Source organism: Klebsiella pneumoniae subsp. pneumoniae HS11286 (assembly GCF_000240185.1).
In the GTDB taxonomy this organism is placed as follows: domain Bacteria; phylum Pseudomonadota; class Gammaproteobacteria; order Enterobacterales; family Enterobacteriaceae; genus Klebsiella; species Klebsiella pneumoniae.
On record NC_016845.1, the window covers coordinates 204,560 to 231,401 of the forward strand.

The window sequence follows — 26,842 nt, forward strand, 5'->3', positions numbered from 1 at the left end:
GATACCCTTTCGCTTAAACCCGCTCAAACACGGTAGCGATCCCTTGTCCCAGGCCGATACACATGGTGGCGAGGCCGAACTGAGCGTCTTTGCGCTCCATCTGGTTGATCAGCGTGGTGCTAATACGCGCCCCGGAACAGCCCAGCGGATGACCGAGCGCGATCGCCCCGCCGTTGAGGTTGATCTTCTCATCGATCTGCTCCATTAAGCCCAGATCTTTAATACACGGTAGGATCTGCGCGGCAAATGCTTCATTCATTTCAAAAACGTCGATATTGCTGGTGGATAAGCCCGCTTTTTTCAGCGCCAGCTTTGAGGCCGGAACCGGGCCATAACCCATAATGGACGGGTCGCAGCCGACCACCGCCATTGAACGGACGCGAGCGCGCGGCTTCAGCCCCAGCTCGCGAGCGCGGCTTTCGCTCATCAGCAGCATCGCCGCTGCGCCATCGGAAAGGGCGGAAGAGGTACCCGCCGTTACCGTACCGGTCACCGGGTCAAACGCCGGTTTAAGCGTGGACAGCGTCTCGACGGTGGTTTCCGGGCGGATCACCTCGTCATAGTTAAAGGACTTGAGTACGCCATCGGCATCGTGGCCGCCGGTGGGGATAATCTCCGCTTTGAATGCGCCGGACTGGGTTGCGGCCCAGGCACGAGCGTGAGAGCGCGCGGCGAACTGATCCTGCATCTCGCGGCTAATACCGTGCAGACGCGCCAGCATCTCCGCAGTCAGCCCCATCATCCCTGCCGCCTTTGCCACGTTGCGGCTGAGGCCCGGATGGAAATCGACGCCATGGCTCATTGGCACATGGCCCATGTGCTCGACGCCGCCAATCAGGCAGACGCTGGCATCGCCGGTCATGATCATACGGGCCGCATCGTGCAGCGCCTGCATGGAAGAACCGCACAGACGGTTGACCGTATTTGCTGGTACCGAATGCGGGATCTCCGCCAGCAGCGCCGCGTTTCGGGCGATGTTAAAACCCTGCTCGAGGGTTTGCTGCACGCAACCCCAGTAGATATCGTCTATCGCGCTTGCCTCAAGCGACGGATTGCGCGACAGCAGGCTACGCATCAGGTGCGCGGAGAGGTCTTCCGCGCGCACGTGGCGAAATGCGCCGCCCTTCGAACGGCCCATCGGGGTGCGAATTGCATCGACAATGACAACCTGTTCCATTGTGACTCCTTAAGCCGTTTTCAGAGCGCCAACCGGACGGGCTGGCTCTACCTGGGGATAATACGCTTCGTTATGGCGCGCTTTGTCACGCAGACCGGCTGGCACTTCATACAGCGGGCCAAGGTGCTGGTATTGCTGCGCTATATCGAGATACTTCGCGCTGCCGATGGTGTCCAGCCAGCGGAATGCGCCGCCGTGGAACGGAGGGAAGCCCAGGCCGTATACCAGCGCCATATCCGCTTCCGCCGGGCTGGCGATAATGCCTTCTTCCAGGCAGCGGACGACTTCGTTAACCATCGGGATCATCATGCGGGCGATAATCTCTTCATCGCTGAAATCGCGCTTCGACTGGCTGACGTCGGCCAGCAGGCTGTCGACGGCAGCATCTTCTTCTTTCTTCGGCTTACCTTTGCTGTCGTCTTTATAGCGCCAGAAGCCGAGGCCGTTCTTCTGGCCGAAACGGTTGGCGTCAAACAGGGCGTCGATGGCGTCGCGATAATCTTTCTGCATCCGCTGCGGGAAGCCCGCCGCCATGACCGCCTGAGCATGGTGCGCGGTATCGATGCCGACCACGTCCAGTAGATAAGCCGGGCCCATCGGCCAGCCAAACTGTTTCTCCATCACTTTGTCGACTTTGCGGAAGTCCGCTCCGTCGCGCAGCAGCTGGCTGAAGCCGGCGAAGTAGGGGAACAGTACCCGGTTGACGAAGAAGCCGGGACAATCATTCACCACGATCGGCGTTTTGCCCATTTTGCTGGCCCAGGCCACCACTTTGGCAATGGTATTATCCGAGGTTTTTTCGCCGCGGATCACTTCAACCAGCGGCATGCGATGCACCGGGTTAAAGAAGTGCATACCGCAGAAGTTTTCCGGGCGCTGCAGAACGCTGGCCAGCTCGCTGATGGGGATCGTTGAGGTGTTGGACGCCAGCACGGTATCCGGGCGCACTTTTGACTCGGTTTCCGCTAGTACGGCTTTCTTCACTTTCGGGTTTTCGACCACCGCTTCAACAACCACGTCGACGCGATCAAAACCGCTGTATTCCAGGGTTGGCTGAATGGTGCTTATCACTCCGGCCAGCTTCAGACCGTCGATTTTGCCGCGTTCCAGCTGTTTATTCAGCAGCTTCGCCGCTTCGGTCATGCCAAGGGTCAGCGATTTGTCGCTGATGTCTTTCATCACCACCGGCACGCCCTTCCAGGCCGACTGGTAAGCGATACCGCCGCCCATAATGCCAGCGCCCAGGACGGCAGCATGCTTCGGCGTCTCGACATCTTTGGTCAGCTTTTTCGCTTTCGCTTTGACGTACTGGTCGTTCAGGAAGATACCAACCAGCGCGCGGGCCTCATTGGTATGGGCCAGCGGGACAAAGCTTTTATTTTCCAGCACCAGGGCTTCTTCACGACCAAGACGCGCGGCGGCTTCAATGGTTTTGACCGCGGTGATCGGCGCCGGGTAATGCTTCCCGGCGGTTTGCGCGACCATGCCTTTGGCAATCGTGAAGCTCATGGCGGCTTCAATTTTGCTGAGCTTCAGCGGCTCCAGCTTCGGCTGACGTTTCGCTTTCCAGTCCAGGTCGCCATTCATGGCCTGACGTAGGATCGCCAGCGCGCCGTCGCGTAGTTTTTCCGCAGCGACCACGCCATCCACCAGGCCGATTTTCAGTGCTTGATCGGCGCCGACGTCTTTCCCGGCGGCAATAATTTCCAGCGCGCTATCGGCGCCGAGCAGGCGCGGCAGACGCACGGAACCGCCGAAGCCCGGCATAATGCCGAGCTTGGTTTCCGGCAGCCCAATGCGCAGGTCCGGCGTCGCCAGGCGGTAATCGGTCGCCAGCACGCATTCGCAACCGCCGCCCAGCGCATAGCCATTGACGGCAGAGATAGTGGGGACGGGGAGATCTTCCAGACGATTGAAGACGCTGTTAGCAAAATGCAGCCACTGGCTTAACTGCTCCTCAGGGACCAGGAACAGCGAGAGGAATTCGGTGATATCCGCGCCGACGATAAATGCCGCTTTTTCAGAGCGCAGCAGCAGACCTTTGAGATCGCTTTGTTTTTCCAGTACGTCCAGCGCATGACCGAGGCTGGCTACGGTTGCGGTATCAAGCTTGTTGACCGAACCTGGGGCATCGAACACCAGTTCGGCGATGCCATCTTCCAGCCAGTCGAGGTACAGGGTGTCGCCTTTGTAGAGCATGTCAGTCTCCTGAATCCAGCAATATGATCTGGTCATACCAGATGAGACGGAGTGTGAAATTTATGTTAAAGAATTGCAAATTACTCTTTAAATAATTGCTGGTCGGATCACATCCGGCGGAAATCACCCGCACGCAGGTCGATGTGCTAAGATGCGGTGTATCACGATCCCATAAAAGTAAAGGATAAAAGATGGAATCCCTGGCCGCGCTCTATAAAAATCATATTGTTACCCTACAAGAACGTACCCGCGACGTCCTGGCCCGTTTTCAAATGGATGCTCTGCTGATTCACTCCGGCGAGCTGGTTAACGTCTTCCTTGATGACCATCCGTACCCGTTCAAGGTCAATCCGCAGTTCAAAGCCTGGGTGCCTGTGACTCAGGTGCCTAACTGCTGGCTGCTGGTGGACGGTGTGAATAAACCGAAGCTGTGGTTCTATCTGCCGGTAGATTACTGGCATAACGTTGAGCCGTTGCCGACCTCTTTCTGGACCGAAGAGATAGACGTGATCGCGCTACCGAAGGCCGATGGCATCGGCAGCCAGCTGCCTGCCGCTCGCGGTAATATTGGCTATATCGGCCCGGTGCCTGAGCGCGCGCTGGGCCTGGGTATCGCCGCGGATAAGATCAACCCGAAAGGGGTTATCGACTACCTGCATTACTACCGGGCTTACAAAACCGATTACGAGCTGGCCTGCATGCGTGAAGCGCAGAAGTCGGCGGTGAATGGTCATCGTGCGGCCTACGAAGCTTTCCAGTCGGGGATGAGCGAATTCGATATCAACCAGGCCTATCTCACCGCCACCGGCCATCGTGATACCGACGTGCCTTACAGCAATATTGTCGCGCTGAATGAGCATGCCTCCGTCCTGCACTACACCAAACTGGACCATCGTGCCCCGGCGGAGATGCGCAGTTTCCTGCTCGACGCCGGTGCGGAATATAACGGCTATGCCGCAGATCTGACGCGCACCTGGGCGGCGCACGGCGATAACGACTTTGCCCATCTGATCAAAGACGTTAACGATGAGCAGCAGGCGCTGATTAGTACCATGAAGGCCGGTACCAGTTACATTGATTACCATATCCAGTTCCATCAGCGTATCGCGAAGCTGTTGCGTAAACACCAGTTGGTTACCGACATGAGCGAAGAGGCGATGGTGGAGAATGACCTGACCGGGCCGTTTATGCCGCACGGGATTGGCCATCCGCTGGGTCTGCAGGTGCATGATGTCGCTGGCTTTATGCAGGATGACACCGGTACGCATCTGGCGGCGCCGTCGAAATACCCGTATCTGCGCTGCACCCGTATTATCGAGCCGCGGATGGTGTTAACTATTGAACCCGGCATCTACTTCATCGAGTCGTTACTGGCGCCGTGGCGTGAAGGCCCGTTCAGCAAGCACTTTAACTGGCAAAAAATTGACGCCATGAAGCCGTTCGGTGGGATCCGTATCGAAGATAACGTGGTGATTCACGAAAACAGTATCGAAAATATGACGCGCGATCTGAAGCTGGCCTGATGGAGAGCTGGTTAATCCCGGCGGCGCCGGTTACCGTCGTTGAGGAGATTAAAAAAAGCCGTTTTATCACGCTGTTGGCGCATACCGACGGCGTGGCGGCGGCAAAAGCTTTTGTCGAGTCCGTCAGAGCGGATCACCCTGATGCCCGCCACCACTGCGTGGCGTGGGTCGCGGGGCCGCCTGATGATTCGCAACAGCTGGGGTTTTCAGACGATGGCGAACCGGCGGGAACGGCGGGTAAACCGATGCTGGCACAGCTGATGGGAAGCGGCGTCGGCGAGATAACCGCTGTCGTCGTGCGTTACTACGGTGGTATCCTGCTGGGCACCGGTGGTCTGGTTAAGGCCTATGGCGGCGGGGTGCATCAGGCGCTGGCGCAGCTGACGACGCTGCGCAAGACGCCGTTAACGGCATATACTTTGCAGTGTGAGTATGGGCAACTGGCCGGCGTCGAAGCGCTGCTCGCCCAATTCTCCGGAAACGTCGTTGAAAGCGAATATCTGGCGTCAGTTCGGCTGCGCGTGGCGCTTCCCCAGGCCGAAGTGGCGGCTTTTTCAGCAAGACTGGCTGATTTTAGTCGTGGTTCATTGCAATTACTGAAGATTAACGAATAATCCCCTCTGTTTTTTGCCTATCAAAGGAAGCGCCAGAGATGCATTTTCGCGCCATAACCCGAATCGTTGGACTGCTGGTCATCTTGTTTTCGGGGACGATGATCGTCCCGGGATTAGTGGCCCTGATATATCGCGATGGCGCGGGACGGGCCTTCACTCAAACCTTCTTTGTCGCTCTGGCGATCGGCTCCATGCTGTGGTGGCCGAACCGTAAGCAAAAAGGCGAACTGAAATCTCGTGAAGGGTTTCTGATCGTGGTGCTGTTCTGGACCGTGCTGGGGAGCGTGGGGGCCTTGCCCTTTATCTTCTCCGAACAGCCGAACCTGACGGTGACGGATGCCTTCTTCGAGTCATTTTCCGGCCTGACGACGACCGGGGCGACCACTCTGGTGGGGCTGGACTCGCTTCCGCACGCTATCCTCTTTTATCGCCAGATGCTGCAGTGGTTCGGCGGCATGGGGATCATTGTGCTGGCGGTAGCGATTCTGCCTATCCTCGGCGTCGGGGGGATGCAGCTCTACCGCGCGGAAATGCCCGGCCCGCTGAAGGATAACAAGATGCGTCCGCGTATTGCCGAGACGGCGAAGACATTGTGGCTCATCTATGTGTTACTCACGATCGCCTGCGCATTGGCGCTCTGGTTTGCCGGTATGCCGGCGTTCGATGCGATCGGGCACAGTTTCGCCACCATCGCCATCGGCGGTTTCTCGACTCACGATGCCAGCGTCGGCTATTTCAACAGCCCGATGATCAACTCCATCATTGCCATCTTCCTGCTGATCTCCGGCTGTAACTACGGTCTGCATTTTTCGTTGTTGAGCGGACGCAGCCTGAAGGTGTACTGGCGCGACCCCGAATTTAGGATGTTCATTGGCGTCCAGTTGACGCTGGTCATCGTCTGTACGCTGGTGCTATGGCTTCATAACGTGTACGGCTCGGTGTTGACGACGCTGAACCAGGCGTTTTTCCAGGTGGTGTCGATGGCGACCACCGCGGGGTTCACCACCGATAGCATTGCACGCTGGCCGCTGTTCCTTCCGGTGCTGTTGCTGTGCTCCGCATTTATCGGCGGCTGCGCTGGCTCCACGGGCGGTGGATTAAAAGTGATCCGTATCCTGTTGCTGTTCAAGCAGGGCAACCGTGAGCTGAAGCGTTTGGTGCACCCGAATGCGGTGTATAGCATTAAATTAGGTAACCGCGCGCTGCCGGAACGTATTCTGGAAGCGGTATGGGGATTCTTCTCCGCCTATGCGCTGGTCTTTATCATTAGTATGCTGGCGATTATCGCCACCGGGGTGGATGACTTCTCTGCTTTCGCCTCCGTGGTGGCGACATTGAACAACCTCGGGCCTGGGCTCGGCGTCGTCGCGGATAACTTTGCCACCATGAACCCGGTCGCGAAATGGATCCTGATTGCTAATATGCTGTTTGGTCGTCTGGAAGTGTTCACCTTACTGGTGCTCTTTACCCCCACTTTCTGGCGCGAATAACAGGAGTGCTCGTGAAAACTTTAATTCTCTTCTCCACCCGCGACGGGCAGACCCGTGAAATCGCTTCGTTTCTCGCCTCTGAGCTTAAAGAGCTGGGCATCGATGCGGACACCCTGAACCTGAACCGTACCGATGTCGTCGAATGGCATCACTACGATCGGGTGGTCATTGGCGCGTCGATTCGCTATGGGCACTTTCATCCGGCGGTGGACCGCTTTGTGAAAAAGCATCTGGCAGCATTGCAGGCGCTGCCGGGGGCATTCTTTTCGGTTAACCTGGTGGCGCGTAAACCCGAGAAGCGCACGCCGCAGACCAACAGCTATACGCGTAAGTTTCTGCTGAACTCGCCGTGGCAGCCGCAGAGCTGCGCGGTATTTGCCGGCGCGCTGCGCTACCCGCGCTACAGCTGGTACGATCGGTTTATGATCCGCCTGATTATGAAAATGACCGGGGGTGAAACGGATACCCGCAAAGAAGTGGTCTATACCGACTGGCAACAGGTATCCCGGTTTGCTCGGGAAATCGCACAAATGGCGCGCAAATAGCGCGTAAAACTCGCGTTGTGATGGAAAATCGAGCGAACGAAAAGTTTTTTTGCATTTCCCCTTGTCACCTCAGAATTACTCCCTATAATGCGCCTCCACTGACACGGAACAACGGCAAGCAAGCCGCCGGGTCAGCGGGGTTCCGGTGAGAACCTCGCAGAGAAAAGCAAAAATAAATGCTTGACTCTGCAGCGGGAAAGCGTAATATGCACACCCCGAGCCGCAGCGAAAACGAAGCGGCACTGCTCTTTAACAATTTATCAGACAATCTGTGTGGGCACTCAAAGTGACATGGATTCTTAACGTCCTCGGACGAAAAATGAATACCAAGTCTCAAGAGTGAACACGTAATTCATTACGAAGTTTAATTCTTTGAGCATCAAACTTAAATTGAAGAGTTTGATCATGGCTCAGATTGAACGCTGGCGGCAGGCCTAACACATGCAAGTCGAGCGGTAGCACAGAGAGCTTGCTCTCGGGTGACGAGCGGCGGACGGGTGAGTAATGTCTGGGAAACTGCCTGATGGAGGGGGATAACTACTGGAAACGGTAGCTAATACCGCATAACGTCGCAAGACCAAAGTGGGGGACCTTCGGGCCTCATGCCATCAGATGTGCCCAGATGGGATTAGCTAGTAGGTGGGGTAACGGCTCACCTAGGCGACGATCCCTAGCTGGTCTGAGAGGATGACCAGCCACACTGGAACTGAGACACGGTCCAGACTCCTACGGGAGGCAGCAGTGGGGAATATTGCACAATGGGCGCAAGCCTGATGCAGCCATGCCGCGTGTGTGAAGAAGGCCTTCGGGTTGTAAAGCACTTTCAGCGGGGAGGAAGGCGTAAGGTTAATAACCTTGTCGATTGACGTTACCCGCAGAAGAAGCACCGGCTAACTCCGTGCCAGCAGCCGCGGTAATACGGAGGGTGCAAGCGTTAATCGGAATTACTGGGCGTAAAGCGCACGCAGGCGGTCTGTCAAGTCGGATGTGAAATCCCCGGGCTCAACCTGGGAACTGCATTCGAAACTGGCAGGCTAGAGTCTTGTAGAGGGGGGTAGAATTCCAGGTGTAGCGGTGAAATGCGTAGAGATCTGGAGGAATACCGGTGGCGAAGGCGGCCCCCTGGACAAAGACTGACGCTCAGGTGCGAAAGCGTGGGGAGCAAACAGGATTAGATACCCTGGTAGTCCACGCCGTAAACGATGTCGATTTGGAGGTTGTGCCCTTGAGGCGTGGCTTCCGGAGCTAACGCGTTAAATCGACCGCCTGGGGAGTACGGCCGCAAGGTTAAAACTCAAATGAATTGACGGGGGCCCGCACAAGCGGTGGAGCATGTGGTTTAATTCGATGCAACGCGAAGAACCTTACCTGGTCTTGACATCCACAGAACTTTCCAGAGATGGATTGGTGCCTTCGGGAACTGTGAGACAGGTGCTGCATGGCTGTCGTCAGCTCGTGTTGTGAAATGTTGGGTTAAGTCCCGCAACGAGCGCAACCCTTATCCTTTGTTGCCAGCGGTCCGGCCGGGAACTCAAAGGAGACTGCCAGTGATAAACTGGAGGAAGGTGGGGATGACGTCAAGTCATCATGGCCCTTACGACCAGGGCTACACACGTGCTACAATGGCATATACAAAGAGAAGCGACCTCGCGAGAGCAAGCGGACCTCATAAAGTATGTCGTAGTCCGGATTGGAGTCTGCAACTCGACTCCATGAAGTCGGAATCGCTAGTAATCGTAGATCAGAATGCTACGGTGAATACGTTCCCGGGCCTTGTACACACCGCCCGTCACACCATGGGAGTGGGTTGCAAAAGAAGTAGGTAGCTTAACCTTCGGGAGGGCGCTTACCACTTTGTGATTCATGACTGGGGTGAAGTCGTAACAAGGTAACCGTAGGGGAACCTGCGGTTGGATCACCTCCTTACCTTAAAGAACCTGCCTTTGTAGTGCTCACACAGATTGTCTGATGAAAAAACAGCAGTAAAAACCTCTACAGGCTTGTAGCTCAGGTGGTTAGAGCGCACCCCTGATAAGGGTGAGGTCGGTGGTTCAAGTCCACTCAGGCCTACCAAATTTGCGAAGCAAATTTGAAGAGGTTGCAAACGATGGGGCTATAGCTCAGCTGGGAGAGCGCCTGCTTTGCACGCAGGAGGTCTGCGGTTCGATCCCGCATAGCTCCACCATCTTTACTGCGAACACAAGAAAACTTCAGAGTGAACCTGAAAAGGTGCACTGCGAAGTTTTGCTCTTTAAAAATCTGGATCAAGCTGAAAATTGAAACGACACACAGTTAATGTGTGTTCGAGTCTCTCAAATTTTCGCAATCAGAAGTGAAACATCTTCGGGTTGTGAGGTTAAGCGACTAAGCGTACACGGTGGATGCCCTGGCAGTCAGAGGCGATGAAGGACGTGCTAATCTGCGAAAAGCGTCGGTAAGGTGATATGAACCGTTATAACCGGCGATGTCCGAATGGGGAAACCCAGTGTGATTCGTCACACTATCGTTAACTGAATACATAGGTTAACGAGGCGAACCGGGGGAACTGAAACATCTAAGTACCCCGAGGAAAAGAAATCAACCGAGATTCCCCCAGTAGCGGCGAGCGAACGGGGAGCAGCCCAGAGTCTGAATCAGCTTGTGTGTTAGTGGAACGGTCTGGAAAGTCCGACGGTACAGGGTGATAGTCCCGTACACCAAAATGCACAGGCTGTGAACTCGAAGAGTAGGGCGGGACACGTGGTATCCTGTCTGAATATGGGGGGACCATCCTCCAAGGCTAAATACTCCTGACTGACCGATAGTGAACCAGTACCGTGAGGGAAAGGCGAAAAGAACCCCGGCGAGGGGAGTGAAAAAGAACCTGAAACCGTGTACGTACAAGCAGTGGGAGCACCTTCGGGTGTGACTGCGTACCTTTTGTATAATGGGTCAGCGACTTATATTCTGTAGCAAGGTTAACCGTATAGGGGAGCCGCAGGGAAACCGAGTCTTAACTGGGCGTTAAGTTGCAGGGTATAGACCCGAAACCCGGTGATCTAGCCATGGGCAGGTTGAAGGTTGGGTAACACTAACTGGAGGACCGAACCGACTAATGTTGAAAAATTAGCGGATGACTTGTGGCTGGGGGTGAAAGGCCAATCAAACCGGGAGATAGCTGGTTCTCCCCGAAAGCTATTTAGGTAGCGCCTCGTGAACTCATCTTCGGGGGTAGAGCACTGTTTCGGCTAGGGGGTCATCCCGACTTACCAACCCGATGCAAACTACGAATACCGAAGAATGTTATCACGGGAGACACACGGCGGGTGCTAACGTCCGTCGTGAAGAGGGAAACAACCCAGACCGCCAGCTAAGGTCCCAAAGTCATGGTTAAGTGGGAAACGATGTGGGAAGGCACAGACAGCCAGGATGTTGGCTTAGAAGCAGCCATCATTTAAAGAAAGCGTAATAGCTCACTGGTCGAGTCGGCCTGCGCGGAAGATGTAACGGGGCTAAACCATGCACCGAAGCTGCGGCAGCGACACTATGTGTTGTTGGGTAGGGGAGCGTTCTGTAAGCCTGCGAAGGTGTGCTGTGAGGCATGCTGGAGGTATCAGAAGTGCGAATGCTGACATAAGTAACGATAAAGCGGGTGAAAAGCCCGCTCGCCGGAAGACCAAGGGTTCCTGTCCAACGTTAATCGGGGCAGGGTGAGTCGACCCCTAAGGCGAGGCCGAAAGGCGTAGTCGATGGGAAACAGGTTAATATTCCTGTACTTGGTGTTACTGCGAAGGGGGGACGGAGAAGGCTATGTTAGCCGGGCGACGGTTGTCCCGGTTTAAGCATGTAGGCTGATTGTCCAGGCAAATCCGGATAATCAAGGCTGAGGTGTGATGACGAGGCACTACGGTGCTGAAGTAACAAATGCCCTGCTTCCAGGAAAAGCCTCTAAGCATCAGGTAACATCAAATCGTACCCCAAACCGACACAGGTGGTCAGGTAGAGAATACCAAGGCGCTTGAGAGAACTCGGGTGAAGGAACTAGGCAAAATGGTGCCGTAACTTCGGGAGAAGGCACGCTGGTGTGTAGGTGAAGTCCCTGCGGATGGAGCTGAGACCAGTCGAAGATACCAGCTGGCTGCAACTGTTTATTAAAAACACAGCACTGTGCAAACACGAAAGTGGACGTATACGGTGTGACGCCTGCCCGGTGCCGGAAGGTTAATTGATGGGGTTATCCGTAAGGAGAAGCTCTTGATCGAAGCCCCGGTAAACGGCGGCCGTAACTATAACGGTCCTAAGGTAGCGAAATTCCTTGTCGGGTAAGTTCCGACCTGCACGAATGGCGTAATGATGGCCAGGCTGTCTCCACCCGAGACTCAGTGAAATTGAACTCGCTGTGAAGATGCAGTGTACCCGCGGCAAGACGGAAAGACCCCGTGAACCTTTACTATAGCTTGACACTGAACATTGAGCCTTGATGTGTAGGATAGGTGGGAGGCTTTGAAGCGTGGACGCCAGTCTGCGTGGAGCCAACCTTGAAATACCACCCTTTAATGTTTGATGTTCTAACGTTGGCCCCTGACCGGGGTTGCGGACAGTGTCTGGTGGGTAGTTTGACTGGGGCGGTCTCCTCCCAAAGCGTAACGGAGGAGCACGAAGGTTAGCTAATCCTGGTCGGACATCAGGAGGTTAGTGCAATGGCATAAGCTAGCTTGACTGCGAGCGTGACGGCGCGAGCAGGTGCGAAAGCAGGTCATAGTGATCCGGTGGTTCTGAATGGAAGGGCCATCGCTCAACGGATAAAAGGTACTCCGGGGATAACAGGCTGATACCGCCCAAGAGTTCATATCGACGGCGGTGTTTGGCACCTCGATGTCGGCTCATCACATCCTGGGGCTGAAGTAGGTCCCAAGGGTATGGCTGTTCGCCATTTAAAGTGGTACGCGAGCTGGGTTTAGAACGTCGTGAGACAGTTCGGTCCCTATCTGCCGTGGGCGCTGGAGAATTGAGGGGGGCTGCTCCTAGTACGAGAGGACCGGAGTGGACGCATCACTGGTGTTCGGGTTGTCATGCCAATGGCACTGCCCGGTAGCTAAATGCGGAAGAGATAAGTGCTGAAAGCATCTAAGCACGAAACTTGCCCCGAGATGAGTTCTCCCTGAGACTATAAGTCTCCTGAAGGAACGTTAAGACGATGACGTTGATAGGCCGGGTGTGTAAGCGCAGCGATGCGTTGAGCTAACCGGTACTAATGAACCGTGAGGCTTAACCTTACAACGCCGAAGATGTTTTGGCGGATTTGAGAGAATTTTCAGCTCTGATACAGATTAATCGATACGTCGGTGAGACGTATTGATAAAACAGAATTTGCCTGGCGGCACTAGCGCGGTGGTCCCACCTGACCCCATGCCGAACTCAGAAGTGAAACGCCGTAGCGCCGATGGTAGTGTGGGGTCTCCCCATGTGAGAGTAGGGAACTGCCAGGCATCAAATAAAGCAGAAAGCCCGGTCGAAAGACCGGGCTTTTTGTTTTATCTGTTGTTTGTCGGTGAGCGCTCTCCAGAGTAGGACAAATCAGCCGGGAGCGGATTTGAACGTTGCGCAGCAACGGCCCGGAGGGTGGCGGGCAGGACGCCCGCCATAAACTGCCAGGCATCAAACAAGTGAAGAGCCCATCCTGTCGGATGGGCTTTTTGCGTTTCTGTCGTCCGGCCAGCGTGCCGGTATGTCTCCCCGGTGGCGCTGCGCCTACCGGGGCTACGGGCCTGTCGCGTTCTGTCGCCCGCACCGGTACACCACATCACTACCGGTAACGCCACGCAATATCATTGCCCCTGTAATCAGACAAGCCTTCCCCCGCCAGATACGATAAACTAACGCCGATTTTGCATCAGGAAGCCACTATGAACCACTCCCTCAAACCCTGGAATACCTTTGGCATTGAACGCTTCGCCAAGACGATAGTACGCGCCGAAACTGAGCAACAGTTGCTAAGCGCCTGGCAAACCGCTGCCGCGGCAGGCGAACCCACGCTGATCCTTGGGGAAGGCAGTAATGTCCTGTTTCTGAACGACTATGCCGGTACGGTGATCCTCAACCGGATTATGGGGATCGAGGTGAGCGAAACGCCGGAAGCCTGGCGCTTGCACGTCGGCGCCGGCGAAAACTGGCATCAACTGGTGCAGTTCACGCTACAGCATGCGATGCCAGGTCTGGAAAATCTGGCGTTAATCCCTGGCTGCGCAGGATCTTCGCCGATCCAGAATATTGGCGCCTACGGCGTTGAGCTACAGCGGGTTTGCGAATATGTTGACTGCATTGAGCTGGAAACCGGGCGTAAGCAACGTCTTTCAGCCGCGGAATGCCGTTTTGGCTATCGCGACAGTATCTTCAAACATGAATATCAGGACCGCTATGCCATCGTTGCGATTGGCTTATCGTTAGCGAAAACATGGCAGCCTGTACTGAGTTACGGTGATTTAACGCGTCTCGATCCGCAGACCGTCACGCCGCAGCAGGTATTTGATGCGGTCTGTCATATGCGAATGACTAAATTGCCGGATCCAAAGATTAACGGTAATGCCGGCAGCTTTTTTAAGAACCCGATCGTCAGCGCTCAGGTTGCGGAAGCGCTGCTGGCGCAGTTCCCTCATGCACCGCACTATCCGCAGGCAAATGGCAGCGTCAAGCTGGCCGCTGGCTGGCTAATCGATCAATGTGAGCTCAAAGGACAACGCATCGGCGGCGCTGCCGTCCATCGGCAGCAGGCGCTGGTACTGATTAATGAAGATCGAGCGACCAGCGAGGATGTGGTGAAACTTGCTCATTATGTTCGCCAGCGGGTGGGTGCGAAATTCGATGTATGGCTTCAGCCCGAGGTGCGCTTCATTGGCACGCATGGTGAAGTCAACGCAGAGGAGAGCATTGCGTGAAAGACCATACTATCCCTTTAACGCTAATTTCTATCCTTGCTGATGGTGAGTTTCACTCTGGCGAACAGCTTGGTGAGCAGTTAGGCATGAGCCGGGCGGCGATTAATAAGCACATCCAGACCTTACGTGACTGGGGCGTCGATGTGTTTACTGTGCCGGGCAAGGGTTACAGCCTGCCGGAGCCTATTCATCTATTAGATGAGAAAAAGATTTCTCAAGAGATAGACCATGGCCGAGTGACAGTCCTTCCCGTCATCGACTCTACTAACCAGTATTTGTTGGACAGGCTTGATGAGCTGACGTCCGGAGATGCCTGTGTGGCTGAATATCAGCAAGCAGGGCGAGGCCGGCGAGGCAGAAAATGGTTTTCGCCCTTTGGCGCGAATCTCTATCTCTCCATGTACTGGCGTCTGGAGCAGGGCCCGGCAGCGGCTATTGGCCTAAGCCTGGTGATCGGTATTGTGATCGCTGAAGTTCTGCAGCAGCTCGGGGCCGAACAGGTTCGCGTGAAATGGCCAAACGATATTTACCTGCAGGATCGTAAGCTGTCAGGGATCCTCGTAGAACTGACGGGGAAAACGGGCGATGCCGCACAAATCGTCAGCGGCGCGGGTATCAACCTTGTGATGCGTCGCGTGGAGTCTGATGTCGTCAATCAGGGGTGGATCAGCCTTCAGGAAGCGGGGGTGGTCATCGACCGTAACCTCCTCGCCGCGCGCCTGATTAAAGAGCTGCGCCTGGGACTGGAGCTGTTCGAGCAGGAAGGATTGGCTCCCTATCTACCGCGCTGGGAAAAACTGGATAACTTTATTCATCGCCCGGTGAAACTGATTATCGGTGATAAAGAAATTTACGGCATTTCGCGTGGCATTGACGCCCAGGGCGCACTATTGCTGGAGCAGGATGGTGTAATAAAAGCTTGGGTGGGTGGTGAAATATCATTGCGCAGTGCAGAATAAAAAAGGGAGCTTCGGCTCCCTTATTTTATTTACGTAAGCGTACCTGATTCACTGAGTGATTGGCGCTCTTAGTCATGATCAGGCTGGCGCGCTCGCGAGTTGGAAGGATATTTTCTTTAAGATTCATTAGGTTGATTTCATTCCATAGCGAAGTGGCAATATCTACCGCTTCTTCCTTCGAGAGCTTAGCGTAATTATGGAAATAGGAATCCGGATCGGTAAACGCCCCTTCCCGGAATTTAAGAAAGCGGTTGATATACCAGCTTTTCAATAATTCTTCCGGGGCATCGACATAAATAGAAAAGTCGACAAAATCGGAAACGAATACATGATGGGGATCGTGCGGATAATCCATTCCACTTTGCAGAACATTCAGCCCTTCAAGAATTAAAATATCCGGTTGCGCGACGGTTTTGTCACCATTGGGAATAACATCATAAATCAGATGGGAATAAACTGGCGCGGTTGCCTGCGGTACCCCTGATTTGAGATCGGAGACAAACTTCACCAGGCGATGCATATCATAGGACTGCGGAAAGCCTTTTTTCTTCATTAACCCACGTTCTTTTAAAACCGAGTTAGGGTGCAAAAAACCGTCGGTGGTAATGAGTTCGACATGGCGATGCTCCGGCCAACGACTAAGCAAAGCTTGCAGAACGCGGGCGGTGGTGCTTTTTCCTACCGCAACGCTGCCAGCGATACTGATAATATAGGGAATTCGCTGACCATTGGTGCCAAGAAATTGTTCGAGAACAGCCTGGCGACGCAGGTTAGAACTGATATAGAAGTTGAGCAAACGCGACAGCGGCAAATAGATCTCGGCAACCTCTTCCAGAGAGAGATCTTCGTTGATGCCTTTTAACCGCGTGATTTCTTCCTCGGTTAACGTCATCGGGACAGAATCACGAAGTGCAGCCCATTGGTGGCGGTTAAATTGTAGGTACGGTGTCATTAACGTCTGCTCTTTTTGGCTCATAAGCATGTTCTTACTATCACCGAATACCTTGAAACGGTGATGCTTCACACGAGTTAATCAGGACAATGGGCAGGAGGGTAACACCAGATTGCCGGGAATAATAAGAAAAAAACTCATTGAATGCTGCTTTCTCGCGCCAGCATCACAAGAGAAGAATAAGTTTCTTATTCTTTGCAAAGCATGGCCTTTGCTAACAGGCTAGGCTAGCGGCCTGAATCCTTTCCGTCAGCGGTCAGCATGCGATAGAGGTAACCGGAGATGATCGGACAGCGCCTGAAGCGCCGAATTATTGGCGAATATTTGCACTCCGCTGCTTGAAATTACACCGTTTTTTCGCGTGAGAGCACAAAATGTGAGCAAGAGAACGTTTTATGCAAATTTTTAGTTGCATGAACTCGCTCCTCTCCCTAGAATGCGCGCTACTTGATGCCGACTTAGCTCAGTAGGTAGAGCAACTGACTTGTAATCAGTAGGTCACCAGTTCGATTCCGGTAGTCGGCACCATAACAATTTGGGTGGGGTTCCCGAGCGGCCAAAGGGAGCAGACTGTAAATCTGCCGTCATCGACTTCGAAGGTTCGAATCCTTCCCCCACCACCACTTTCTGGCGACGCTTTGCGGAGCCGGAGTTGGTTGGGTAAACTAATCAGCTCAATACTAAAGAGAGCAGTCTCTTTAGTATTACAGAAAGAACTGGGTAGCCGAGTTTCAGGATGCGGGCATCGTATAATGGCTATTACCTCAGCCTTCCAAGCTGATGATGCGGGTTCGATTCCCGCTGCCCGCTCCAGACGTGCTGATATGGCTCAGTTGGTAGAGCGCACCCTTGGTAAGGGTGAGGTCCCCAGTTCGACTCTGGGTATCAGCACCACTTCTTTTCTCTCCTTCCCTGTTTCTCTTCTGTTATGTTCATTCAACAAGTCGGGCATGTTGCCTGGTTGATGTGGTGATATCACCGATTTATCCGTGTCTTAGAGGGACAATCGATGTCTAAAGAAAAGTTTGAACGTACAAAACCGCACGTTAACGTCGGTACTATCGGCCACGTTGACCATGGTAAAACAACGCTGACCGCTGCCATCACTACCGTACTGGCTAAAACCTACGGTGGTTCCGCTCGCGCATTCGACCAGATCGATAACGCGCCGGAAGAAAAAGCTCGTGGTATCACCATCAACACCTCTCACGTTGAATATGACACCCCGACTCGCCACTACGCGCACGTAGACTGCCCGGGCCACGCCGACTATGTTAAAAACATGATCACCGGTGCTGCGCAGATGGACGGCGCGATCCTGGTTGTTGCTGCGACTGACGGCCCGATGCCGCAGACTCGTGAGCACATCCTGCTGGGTCGTCAGGTAGGCGTTCCGTACATCATCGTGTTCCTGAACAAATGCGACATGGTTGATGACGAAGAGCTGCTGGAACTGGTTGAGATGGAAGTTCGTGAACTGCTGTCTCAGTACGATTTCCCGGGCGACGACACCCCGATCGTTCGTGGTTCTGCTCTGAAAGCGCTGGAAGGCGACGCAGAGTGGGAAGCGAAAATCATCGAACTGGCTGGCCACCTGGATACCTATATCCCGGAACCAGAGCGTGCGATTGACAAGCCGTTCCTGCTGCCGATCGAAGACGTATTCTCCATCTCTGGTCGTGGTACCGTTGTTACCGGTCGTGTAGAGCGCGGTATCATCAAAGTAGGTGAAGAAGTTGAAATCGTTGGTATCAAAGAAACCGCGAAAACCACCTGTACTGGCGTTGAAATGTTCCGCAAACTGCTGGACGAAGGCCGTGCTGGTGAGAACGTAGGTGTTCTGCTGCGTGGTATCAAACGTGAAGAAATCGAACGTGGTCAGGTACTGGCTAAGCCGGGCACCATCAACCCGCACACCAAGTTCGAATCTGAAGTGTACATCCTGTCCAAAGACGAAGGCGGCCGTCATACTCCGTTCTTCAAAGGCTACCGTCCGCAGTTCTACTTCCGTACTACTGACGTGACTGGCACCATCGAACTGCCGGAAGGCGTAGAGATGGTAATGCCGGGCGACAACATCAAAATGGTTGTTACCCTGATCCACCCGATCGCGATGGACGACGGTCTGCGTTTCGCAATCCGTGAAGGCGGTCGTACCGTTGGCGCGGGCGTGGTTGCTAAAGTTCTCGGCTAATCGCTGATAACATTTGACGCAATGCGCAATAAAAGGGCATCATTTGATGCCCTTTTTGCACGCTTTCACACCAGAACCTGGCTCATCAGTGATTTTATTTGTCATAATCATTGCTGAGACAGGCTCTGAAGAGGGCGTTTATACACCAAACCATTCGAGCCTCAGGGCGACGGCTAATCAACTCCTTCTTTGCAACAGCAGGGCAGGGGTGACACCACCGTCAACATTGAAGCAATTTGAATAGTTAAGTGTATAATCCGAAACTTAATTTCGGTTTGGATCGCCTCGCCCCCGCGGGGTGAAATTGTTTGTAGAATACTTCTGACAGGTTGGTTTATGAGTGCGAATACCGAAGCTCAAGGGAGCGGGCGCGGCCTGGAAGCGATGAAGTGGATTATCGTTGCCGTGCTGCTGATCGTGGCGATCGTGGGCAACTTCCTTTATCGTGACATTATGCTGGCGGTGCGTGCGCTGGCCGTGGTTATTCTTATTGCTGCTGCCGGTGGCGTCGCGCTGTTGACGACGAAAGGTAAGGCGACCGTTGCTTTTGCTCGCGAAGCGAGAACCGAAGTTCGTAAAGTGATTTGGCCGACTCGCCAGGAAACGCTGCATACTACGCTGATTGTTGCTGCCGTGACTGCAGTAATGTCACTGATCCTGTGGGGACTGGATGGTATTCTGGTTCGCCTGGTCTCCTTTATCACTGGCCTGAGGTTCTGAGATGTCTGAAGCTCCTAAAAAGCGCTGGTACGTCGTTCAGGCGTTTTCCGGTTTTGAAGGTCGCGTAGCCACGTCGCTGCGTGAACATATCAAATTACACAACATGGAAGAGTTATTTGGCGAAGTCATGGTCCCGACCGAAGAAGTGGTTGAGATCCGTGGCGGCCAGCGTCGCAAAAGCGAACGTAAATTCTTCCCGGGCTATGTCCTGGTTCAGATGGTCATGAACGACGCAAGCTGGCACCTGGTGCGCAGCGTACCGCGCGTGATGGGCTTCATCGGCGGCACCTCTGACCGTCCGGCGCCGATCAGCGACAAAGAAGTCGACGCCATCATGAATCGTCTGCAGCAGGTTGGCGATAAGCCGCGTCCGAAAACGCTGTTTGAACCGGGTGAAATGGTTCGCGTTAACGACGGTCCGTTCGCTGACTTTAACGGCGTGGTGGAAGAAGTGGACTATGAGAAGTCCCGCCTGAAAGTTTCCGTTTCTATCTTCGGTCGTGCGACCCCGGTAGAACTGGACTTCAGCCAGGTTGAGAAGGCGTAAGCCGGCGATCAAAAAAGCAGCGATTTAATCGTTGCATAGGGCGCGAAATTGGCATACAATTTCGCGCCTTTTGTTTTTATGGGCCCGGCCCGTAAAACGATGTTTAATCACGGGGAGCTTCTCTGAAGCGTTAATACCCAATTTGAGGATTTAAGAATGGCTAAGAAAGTCCAAGCCTACGTCAAGCTGCAGGTTGCAGCTGGTATGGCGAACCCGAGCCCGCCGGTCGGCCCAGCACTGGGTCAGCAGGGCGTGAACATCATGGAATTCTGCAAAGCGTTCAACGCTAAAACTGATTCCCTGGAGAAAGGTCTGCCGATCCCGGTTGTTATCACCGTTTACGCTGACCGTTCCTTTACCTTTGTTACCAAGACTCCGCCGGCTGCTGTTCTGCTGAAGAAAGCTGCAGGCATCAAGTCTGGTTCCGGTAAGCCGAACAAAGATAAAGTGGGTAAAATCTCCCGCGCTCAGCTGCAGGAAATCGCGCAGACCAAAGCTGCCGACATGACTGGTGCCGACATTGAAGCGATGACTCGCTCCATCGAAGGTACTGCACGTTCCATGGGCCTGGTAGTGGAGGACTAAGAAATGGCTAAACTGACCAAGCGCATGCGCGTGATCCGTGAGAAAGTTGATGCAACTAAACAGTACGACATCAACGAAGCCATTGCTCTGCTGAAAGAGCTGGCCACCGCTAAATTTACCGAAAGCGTAGACGTTGCCGTTAACCTCGGCATCGACGCTCGTAAATCTGACCAGAACGTCCGTGGCGCAACTGTACTGCCGCACGGTACTGGCCGTTCCGTTCGCGTAGCCGTATTTACCCAGGGCGCAAACGCTGAAGCTGCTAAAGCTGCAGGCGCTGAGCTGGTAGGTATGGAAGATCTGGCTGAGCAGATCAAAAAAGGCGAAATGAACTTTGACGTTGTTATTGCTTCCCCGGATGCAATGCGCGTTGTTGGCCAGCTGGGCCAGGTTCTGGGTCCGCGTGGCCTGATGCCGAACCCGAAAGTAGGTACCGTAACTCCGAACGTTGCTGAAGCGGTTAAAAACGCGAAAGCAGGTCAGGTTCGTTACCGTAACGACAAAAACGGCATCATCCACACCACCATCGGTAAAGTGGACTTTGACGCTGACAAACTGAAAGAAAACCTGGAAGCTCTGCTGGTTGCGCTGAAAAAAGCAAAACCGACTCAGGCGAAAGGCGTGTACATCAAGAAAGTTAGCATCTCCACCACTATGGGTGCAGGTGTTGCAGTAGATCAGGCTGGCCTGAACGCTTCTGCAAACTAATGCCTTTACGTGGGCGGTGATTTTGTCTACAATCTTACCCCCACGATTCTGTCAATAAGACAGACGCTATGCGAGTCATTTGAATTGCAGCAAGGCAGCAATCGAGTGAATCACCGGGAGTGTAGTTAACTACATGACCGGTGTGAACGAGAGCAGCTAACGCCGCTGCGGTTCGAAGGACGAAGTCATAGGAAGAATTTGTTCGTTGGAGCCTGGCCTATCCAGGCCTCCGTCGAAGACCGCAGGTGTTTCGCAAGAAACTTAATCCCCTGCGTAGACGGTGACAGAACGCTAAGATTATTTTTGGATATTCTGGCTTGTTTCTGCTCACCGTATTTAGACGCTCTTTTCGTTGAATTGAGTGAAGTGAGTTCCAGAGCATAGGCTCTGGCAAACATCCAGGAGCAAAGCTAATGGCTTTAAATCTTCAAGACAAACAAGCGATTGTTGCTGAAGTCAGCGAAGTAGCCAAAGGCGCGCTGTCTGCAGTAGTTGCGGATTCCCGTGGCGTAACTGTAGATAAAATGACTGAACTGCGTAAAGCAGGTCGTGAAGCTGGCGTATACATGCGTGTTGTTCGTAACACCCTGCTGCGCCGCGTCGTTGAAGGTACTCAGTTCGAGTGCCTGAAAGACACGTTTGTTGGTCCGACCCTGATTGCATACTCTATGGAACACCCGGGCGCTGCTGCTCGTCTGTTCAAAGAGTTCGCGAAAGCGAATGCAAAATTTGAGGTCAAAGCCGCTGCCTTTGAAGGTGAGCTGATCCCGGCGTCGCAGATCGACCGCCTGGCAACTCTGCCGACCTACGAAGAAGCAATTGCACGCCTGATGGCAACCATGAAAGAAGCTTCGGCTGGCAAACTGGTTCGTACTCTGGCTGCTGTACGCGATGCGAAAGAAGCTGCTTAATCGCAGTTATCTTTGTAAAGCATTCGCTTACGTATAAACTTATTCTGATATTCAGGAACAATTTAAATGTCTATCACTAAAGATCAAATCATTGAAGCAGTATCCGCTATGTCCGTAATGGACGTTGTTGAGCTGATCTCTGCAATGGAAGAAAAATTCGGTGTTTCCGCTGCTGCTGCTGTAGCTGTAGCTGCTGGCCCGGTTGAAGCTGCTGAAGAAAAAACTGAATTCGACGTAATTCTGAAAGCTGCTGGCGCTAACAAAGTTGCTGTTATCAAAGCAGTACGTGGCGCAACTGGCCTGGGTCTGAAAGAAGCTAAAGACCTGGTAGAATCTGCTCCGGCTGCACTGAAAGAAGGCATCAGCAAAGACGACGCTGAAGCTCTGAAAAAATCTCTGGAAGAAGCTGGCGCTGAAGTTGAAGTTAAATAAGCCAACCCTTCCGGTTGCAGCCTGAGAAATCAGGCTGAGGCTGGTGACTTTTTGGTCACCAGCCTTTTTGCGCTGTAAGGCGCCAGTAGCGTTTCACGCTGTTTGACTACTGGTTTGCCTCTCAATGCTTGTTTCTATCGACGACTTAATATACTGCGACAGGTTAGGGTTCCTGGGCTGTGTAAATCGCAATGAAATGGTTTAAGCGTGATAGCAACAGGCATTGCGGAAAGTGTTCCATTTTCCGGTCAACAAAATAGTGTTGCATAAAAAACTGCCCTCTGCGGGCAGATGGGTCGACTTGTCAGCGAGCTGAGGAACCCTATGGTTTACTCCTATACCGAGAAAAAACGTATTCGTAAGGATTTTGGTAAACGTCCACAAGTTCTGGATGTGCCATATCTCCTTTCTATCCAGCTTGACTCGTTCCAGAAGTTTATCGAGCAAGATCCTGAAGGGCAGTATGGTCTGGAAGCTGCTTTCCGTTCCGTATTCCCGATTCAGAGCTACAGCGGTAATTCCGAGCTGCAATACGTCAGCTACCGTCTGGGCGAACCGGTTTTTGACGTTAAAGAATGTCAGATCCGTGGCGTGACTTATTCTGCACCGCTGCGCGTAAAACTGCGTCTGGTGATCTACGAGCGCGAAGCGCCAGAAGGCACCGTCAAAGACATTAAAGAACAAGAAGTCTACATGGGCGAAATTCCGCTCATGACCGACAACGGTACCTTTGTTATCAACGGTACCGAGCGTGTTATCGTTTCTCAGCTGCACCGTAGCCCGGGCGTCTTCTTTGACAGTGACAAAGGTAAGACCCACTCCTCCGGTAAGGTTCTGTATAACGCACGTATCATCCCTTACCGCGGTTCCTGGCTGGACTTCGAATTCGACCCGAAAGACAACCTGTTCGTTCGTATCGACCGTCGTCGTAAGCTGCCGGCTACCATCATCCTGCGCGCGCTGAATTACACCACTGAGCAGATCCTTGACCTGTTCTTCGAAAAAGTGGTCTTTGAAATTCGCGACAACAAGCTGCAGATGGAGCTGATTCCGGAGCGTCTGCGCGGTGAAACTGCCTCCTTCGATATCGAAGCCAACGGCAAAGTGTACGTTGAGAAAGGCCGTCGCATCACGGCTCGTCATATCCGTCAGCTGGAAAAAGACGATATCAAGCATATCGAAGTGCCGGTTGAATATATCGCGGGCAAAGTGGCGGCTAAAGACTATATCGATGAAGCGACTGGCGAACTGATCTGCCCGGCGAACATGGAGCTGAGTCTGGATCTGCTGGCTAAGCTGAGCCAGTCTGGCCACAAGCGTATCGAAACGCTGTTCACCAACGATCTGGACCACGGCCCGTACATCTCTGAAACGGTACGCGTCGACCCGACTAACGATCGTCTGAGCGCGCTGGTAGAAATCTACCGCATGATGCGCCCTGGCGAGCCGCCGACTCGTGAAGCCGCTGAAAGTCTGTTTGAGAACCTGTTCTTCTCTGAAGACCGCTACGATCTGTCCGCGGTTGGTCGTATGAAGTTCAACCGTTCTCTGCTGCGCGACGAAATCGAAGGTTCCGGTATCCTGAGCAAAGACGACATCATCGAAGTGATGAAGAAGCTCATCGATATCCGTAACGGTAAAGGCGAAGTGGACGATATCGACCACCTCGGCAACCGTCGTATCCGTTCCGTTGGCGAAATGGCGGAAAACCAGTTCCGCGTTGGCCTGGTACGTGTAGAGCGTGCGGTGAAAGAGCGTCTGTCTCTTGGCGATCTGGATACCCTGATGCCTCAGGATATGATCAACGCCAAGCCGATTTCCGCAGCAGTGAAAGAGTTCTTTGGTTCCAGCCAGCTGTCTCAGTTTATGGACCAGAACAACCCGCTGTCTGAGATTACGCACAAACGTCGTATCTCCGCACTCGGCCCAGGCGGTCTGACCCGTGAGCGCGCAGGCTTCGAAGTTCGAGACGTACACCCGACCCACTACGGTCGCGTATGTCCGATCGAAACGCCTGAAGGTCCGAACATCGGTCTGATTAACTCCCTGTCCGTGTACGCGCAGACCAACGAATATGGCTTCCTTGAGACGCCGTATCGTAAAGTGACCAACGGTGTGGTTACTGACGAAATTCACTACCTGTCTGCTATCGAAGAAGGCAACTACGTTATCGCTCAGGCGAACTCCAACCTGGATGAAAACGGCCACTTCGTAGAAGATCTGGTTACCTGCCGTAGCAAAGGCGAATCCAGCTTGTTCAGCCGCGACCAGGTTGACTACATGGACGTATCCACCCAGCAGGTGGTATCCGTCGGTGCGTCCCTGATCCCGTTCCTGGAACACGATGACGCCAACCGTGCATTGATGGGTGCGAACATGCAACGTCAGGCGGTTCCGACTCTGCGCGCTGATAAGCCGCTGGTTGGTACCGGTATGGAACGTGCTGTTGCCGTTGACTCCGGTGTTACTGCCGTGGCTAAACGTGGCGGTACCGTTCAGTACGTGGATGCTTCCCGTATCGTTATCAAAGTTAACGAAGACGAGATGTACCCGGGCGAAGCAGGTATCGACATCTATAACCTGACCAAGTACACCCGTTCTAACCAGAACACCTGCATCAACCAGATGCCTTGCGTGTCCCTGGGCGAACCTATTGAGCGCGGCGACGTGCTGGCAGACGGCCCGTCCACCGACCTCGGTGAGCTGGCGCTGGGTCAGAACATGCGTGTAGCGTTCATGCCGTGGAACGGTTACAACTTCGAAGACTCCATCCTCGTTTCCGAGCGTGTTGTCCAGGAAGACCGTTTCACCACTATCCACATTCAGGAACTGGCGTGCGTGTCCCGTGACACCAAGCTGGGGCCGGAAGAGATCACCGCTGATATCCCGAACGTGGGTGAAGCTGCGCTCTCTAAACTGGATGAGTCCGGTATCGTTTATATCGGTGCGGAAGTGACCGGCGGCGACATTCTGGTTGGTAAGGTAACGCCGAAAGGTGAAACCCAGCTGACGCCGGAAGAGAAACTGCTGCGCGCGATCTTCGGTGAGAAAGCGTCTGACGTTAAAGACTCTTCTCTGCGCGTACCGAACGGTGTCTCTGGTACCGTTATCGACGTTCAGGTCTTTACCCGTGACGGCGTAGAAAAAGACAAACGTGCTCTGGAAATCGAAGAGATGCAGCTGAAGCAGGCCAAAAAAGACCTGTCTGAAGAACTGCAGATCCTCGAAGCCGGTCTGTTCAGTCGTATCTACGCGGTGCTGGTCTCCGGTGGCGTTGAAGCTGAGAAGCTCGACAAGCTGCCTCGCGATCGCTGGCTGGAACTGGGCCTGACCGACGAAGAGAAACAAAATCAGCTGGAACAGCTGGCTGAGCAGTATGACGAACTGAAACACGAGTTCGAGAAAAAACTCGAAGCGAAACGCCGTAAAATCACCCAAGGCGACGATCTGGCACCGGGCGTGCTGAAGATTGTTAAGGTATATCTGGCCGTTAAACGCCGTATCCAGCCTGGTGATAAGATGGCGGGTCGTCACGGTAACAAGGGTGTTATCTCTAAGATCAACCCGATCGAAGATATGCCGCACGATGCTAACGGTACGCCGGTAGATATCGTACTGAACCCGCTGGGCGTACCGTCTCGTATGAACATCGGTCAGATCCTTGAAACTCACCTGGGTATGGCTGCAAAAGGCATCGGCGATAAGATCAACGCCATGCTGAAACAGCAGCAGGAAGTCGCGAAACTGCGCGAATTCATCCAGCGTGCTTACGATCTGGGCGCTGACGTTCGCCAGAAAGTTGACCTGAATACCTTCAGCGATGAAGAAGTTCTGCGTCTGGCTGAAAACCTGCGTAAAGGCATGCCGATCGCAACGCCGGTATTCGACGGTGCGAAAGAAGCTGAAATCAAAGAGCTGCTGCAGCTGGGCGACCTGCCGACTTCCGGTCAGATCACCCTGTTTGATGGCCGCACCGGTGAACAGTTCGAACGTCCGGTAACCGTGGGTTACATGTACATGCTGAAACTGAACCACCTGGTCGACGACAAAATGCACGCTCGTTCCACCGGTTCTTACAGCCTGGTTACTCAGCAGCCGCTGGGTGGTAAGGCACAGTTCGGTGGTCAGCGCTTCGGTGAGATGGAAGTGTGGGCGCTGGAAGCATACGGCGCGGCCTACACCCTGCAGGAAATGCTCACCGTTAAGTCTGATGACGTGAACGGTCGTACCAAGATGTATAAAAACATCGTGGACGGCAATCACCAGATGGAACCGGGCATGCCGGAATCCTTCAACGTACTGTTGAAAGAAATTCGCTCGCTGGGCATCAACATCGAACTGGAAGACGAGTAATTCTCGCTCAAACAGGTCA

The 26,842-nt window shown here is 53.8% G+C and carries 17 protein-coding genes and 3 rRNA genes; 17 read left to right on the forward strand and 3 right to left on the reverse strand.

Translation table 11 applies throughout. The features are described 5' to 3' along the window. Nucleotides 1-13: 13 nt before the first annotated feature. Nucleotides 14-1,177: an acetyl-CoA acetyltransferase gene (locus KPHS_01850; protein ID YP_005224485.1), complete on the reverse strand. Its 1,164-nt coding sequence runs from the start codon at nt 1,175-1,177 to the stop codon at nt 14-16. 9 nt (nt 1,178-1,186) lie between these two features. Next, nucleotides 1,187-3,376, reverse strand: coding sequence for a 3-hydroxyacyl-CoA dehydrogenase/3-hydroxybutyryl-CoA epimerase/delta(3)-cis-delta(2)-trans-enoyl-CoA isomerase/enoyl-CoA hydratase (locus KPHS_01860; protein YP_005224486.1), 2,190 nt, complete (start codon nt 3,374-3,376; stop codon nt 1,187-1,189). A gap of 191 nt (nt 3,377-3,567) precedes the next feature. Between KPHS_01860 and KPHS_01870 the strand changes: the two genes are divergently transcribed. The 9 genes from KPHS_01870 to KPHS_01920 all read left to right on the forward strand — a co-directional run bounded on the left by KPHS_01870 (nt 3,568) and on the right by KPHS_01920 (nt 15,421). After that, nucleotides 3,568-4,899 (forward strand): proline dipeptidase, encoded by a 1,332-nt coding sequence (locus KPHS_01870; RefSeq protein ID YP_005224487.1) that lies wholly within the window; start codon nt 3,568-3,570, stop codon nt 4,897-4,899. After that, complete coding sequence (locus KPHS_01880) at nt 4,899-5,513, forward strand: IMPACT family protein (RefSeq protein YP_005224488.1); 615 nt, start codon at nt 4,899-4,901, stop codon at nt 5,511-5,513. Before KPHS_01870 ends, KPHS_01880 begins: the two co-directional genes overlap by 1 nt. Nucleotides 5,514-5,551: 38 nt before the next feature. After that, nucleotides 5,552-7,003, forward strand: coding sequence for a potassium transport protein (locus tag KPHS_01890; RefSeq protein YP_005224489.1), 1,452 nt, complete (start codon nt 5,552-5,554; stop codon nt 7,001-7,003). An 11-nt stretch (nt 7,004-7,014) separates the two neighbouring features. Further along, nucleotides 7,015-7,548 (forward strand): protoporphyrinogen oxidase, encoded by a 534-nt coding sequence (locus tag KPHS_01900; RefSeq protein ID YP_005224490.1) that lies wholly within the window; start codon nt 7,015-7,017, stop codon nt 7,546-7,548. Nucleotides 7,549-7,942: 394 nt separating this feature from the next. Then, nucleotides 7,943-9,469: ribosomal RNA gene (locus KPHS_r00210) — 16S ribosomal RNA — on the forward strand. 435 nt (nt 9,470-9,904) lie between these two features. Beyond that, a 23S ribosomal RNA gene (locus KPHS_r00130) occupies nt 9,905-12,803 on the forward strand. A 99-nt stretch (nt 12,804-12,902) separates the two neighbouring features. Further along, nucleotides 12,903-13,017 (forward strand): 5S ribosomal RNA (locus KPHS_r00040). The 16S, 23S and 5S rRNA genes sit together here, the layout of an rRNA operon. A 416-nt stretch (nt 13,018-13,433) precedes the next feature. Next, nucleotides 13,434-14,462: a UDP-N-acetylmuramate dehydrogenase gene (locus KPHS_01910; RefSeq protein YP_005224491.1), complete on the forward strand. Its 1,029-nt coding sequence runs from the start codon at nt 13,434-13,436 to the stop codon at nt 14,460-14,462. Next, a complete protein-coding gene (locus KPHS_01920) occupies nt 14,459-15,421 on the forward strand; it encodes a biotin--protein ligase (RefSeq protein YP_005224492.1) in 963 nt (320 codons plus the stop codon). The genes KPHS_01910 and KPHS_01920 overlap by 4 nt, the downstream gene beginning before the upstream one ends. Nucleotides 15,422-15,446: 25 nt before the next feature. Here KPHS_01920 and KPHS_01930 read toward each other — a convergent pair whose 3' ends face one another. Continuing rightward, a complete protein-coding gene (locus KPHS_01930; RefSeq protein ID YP_005224493.1) occupies nt 15,447-16,313 on the reverse strand; it encodes a pantothenate kinase in 867 nt (288 codons plus the stop codon). Between the two features lie 1,069 nt (nt 16,314-17,382). On the opposite strand from KPHS_01930, the gene KPHS_01940 reads away from it, so the two are divergent. The 8 genes from KPHS_01940 to KPHS_02010 all read left to right on the forward strand — a co-directional run bounded on the left by KPHS_01940 (nt 17,383) and on the right by KPHS_02010 (nt 26,823). Beyond that, nucleotides 17,383-18,567, forward strand: a complete 1,185-nt coding sequence (locus tag KPHS_01940) for an elongation factor Tu (RefSeq protein YP_005224494.1) — start codon at nt 17,383-17,385, stop codon at nt 18,565-18,567. 336 nt (nt 18,568-18,903) lie between these two features. Beyond that, a complete protein-coding gene (locus KPHS_01950) occupies nt 18,904-19,287 on the forward strand; it encodes a preprotein translocase subunit SecE (RefSeq protein YP_005224495.1) in 384 nt (127 codons plus the stop codon). Between the two features lies 1 nt (nt 19,288). Then, nucleotides 19,289-19,834 (forward strand): transcription antitermination protein NusG, encoded by a 546-nt coding sequence (locus KPHS_01960; protein YP_005224496.1) that lies wholly within the window; start codon nt 19,289-19,291, stop codon nt 19,832-19,834. A 156-nt stretch (nt 19,835-19,990) separates the two neighbouring features. Next, nucleotides 19,991-20,419 (forward strand): 50S ribosomal protein L11, encoded by a 429-nt coding sequence (locus KPHS_01970; RefSeq protein YP_005224497.1) that lies wholly within the window; start codon nt 19,991-19,993, stop codon nt 20,417-20,419. A gap of 3 nt (nt 20,420-20,422) precedes the next feature. Further along, entirely contained in the window at nt 20,423-21,127 is a 705-nt protein-coding gene (locus KPHS_01980; RefSeq protein ID YP_005224498.1) for a 50S ribosomal protein L1, read from the forward strand. A 413-nt stretch (nt 21,128-21,540) separates the two neighbouring features. Continuing rightward, nucleotides 21,541-22,038: a 50S ribosomal protein L10 gene (locus KPHS_01990; RefSeq protein ID YP_005224499.1), complete on the forward strand. Its 498-nt coding sequence runs from the start codon at nt 21,541-21,543 to the stop codon at nt 22,036-22,038. Nucleotides 22,039-22,104: 66 nt separating this feature from the next. Continuing rightward, on the forward strand, nt 22,105-22,470 hold the full coding sequence (locus KPHS_02000; RefSeq protein YP_005224500.1) for a 50S ribosomal protein L7/L12: 366 nt from the start codon (nt 22,105-22,107) through the stop codon (nt 22,468-22,470). 324 nt (nt 22,471-22,794) lie between these two features. Then, nucleotides 22,795-26,823 (forward strand): DNA-directed RNA polymerase subunit beta, encoded by a 4,029-nt coding sequence (locus tag KPHS_02010; RefSeq protein YP_005224501.1) that lies wholly within the window; start codon nt 22,795-22,797, stop codon nt 26,821-26,823. Nucleotides 26,824-26,842 lie beyond the last annotated feature (19 nt).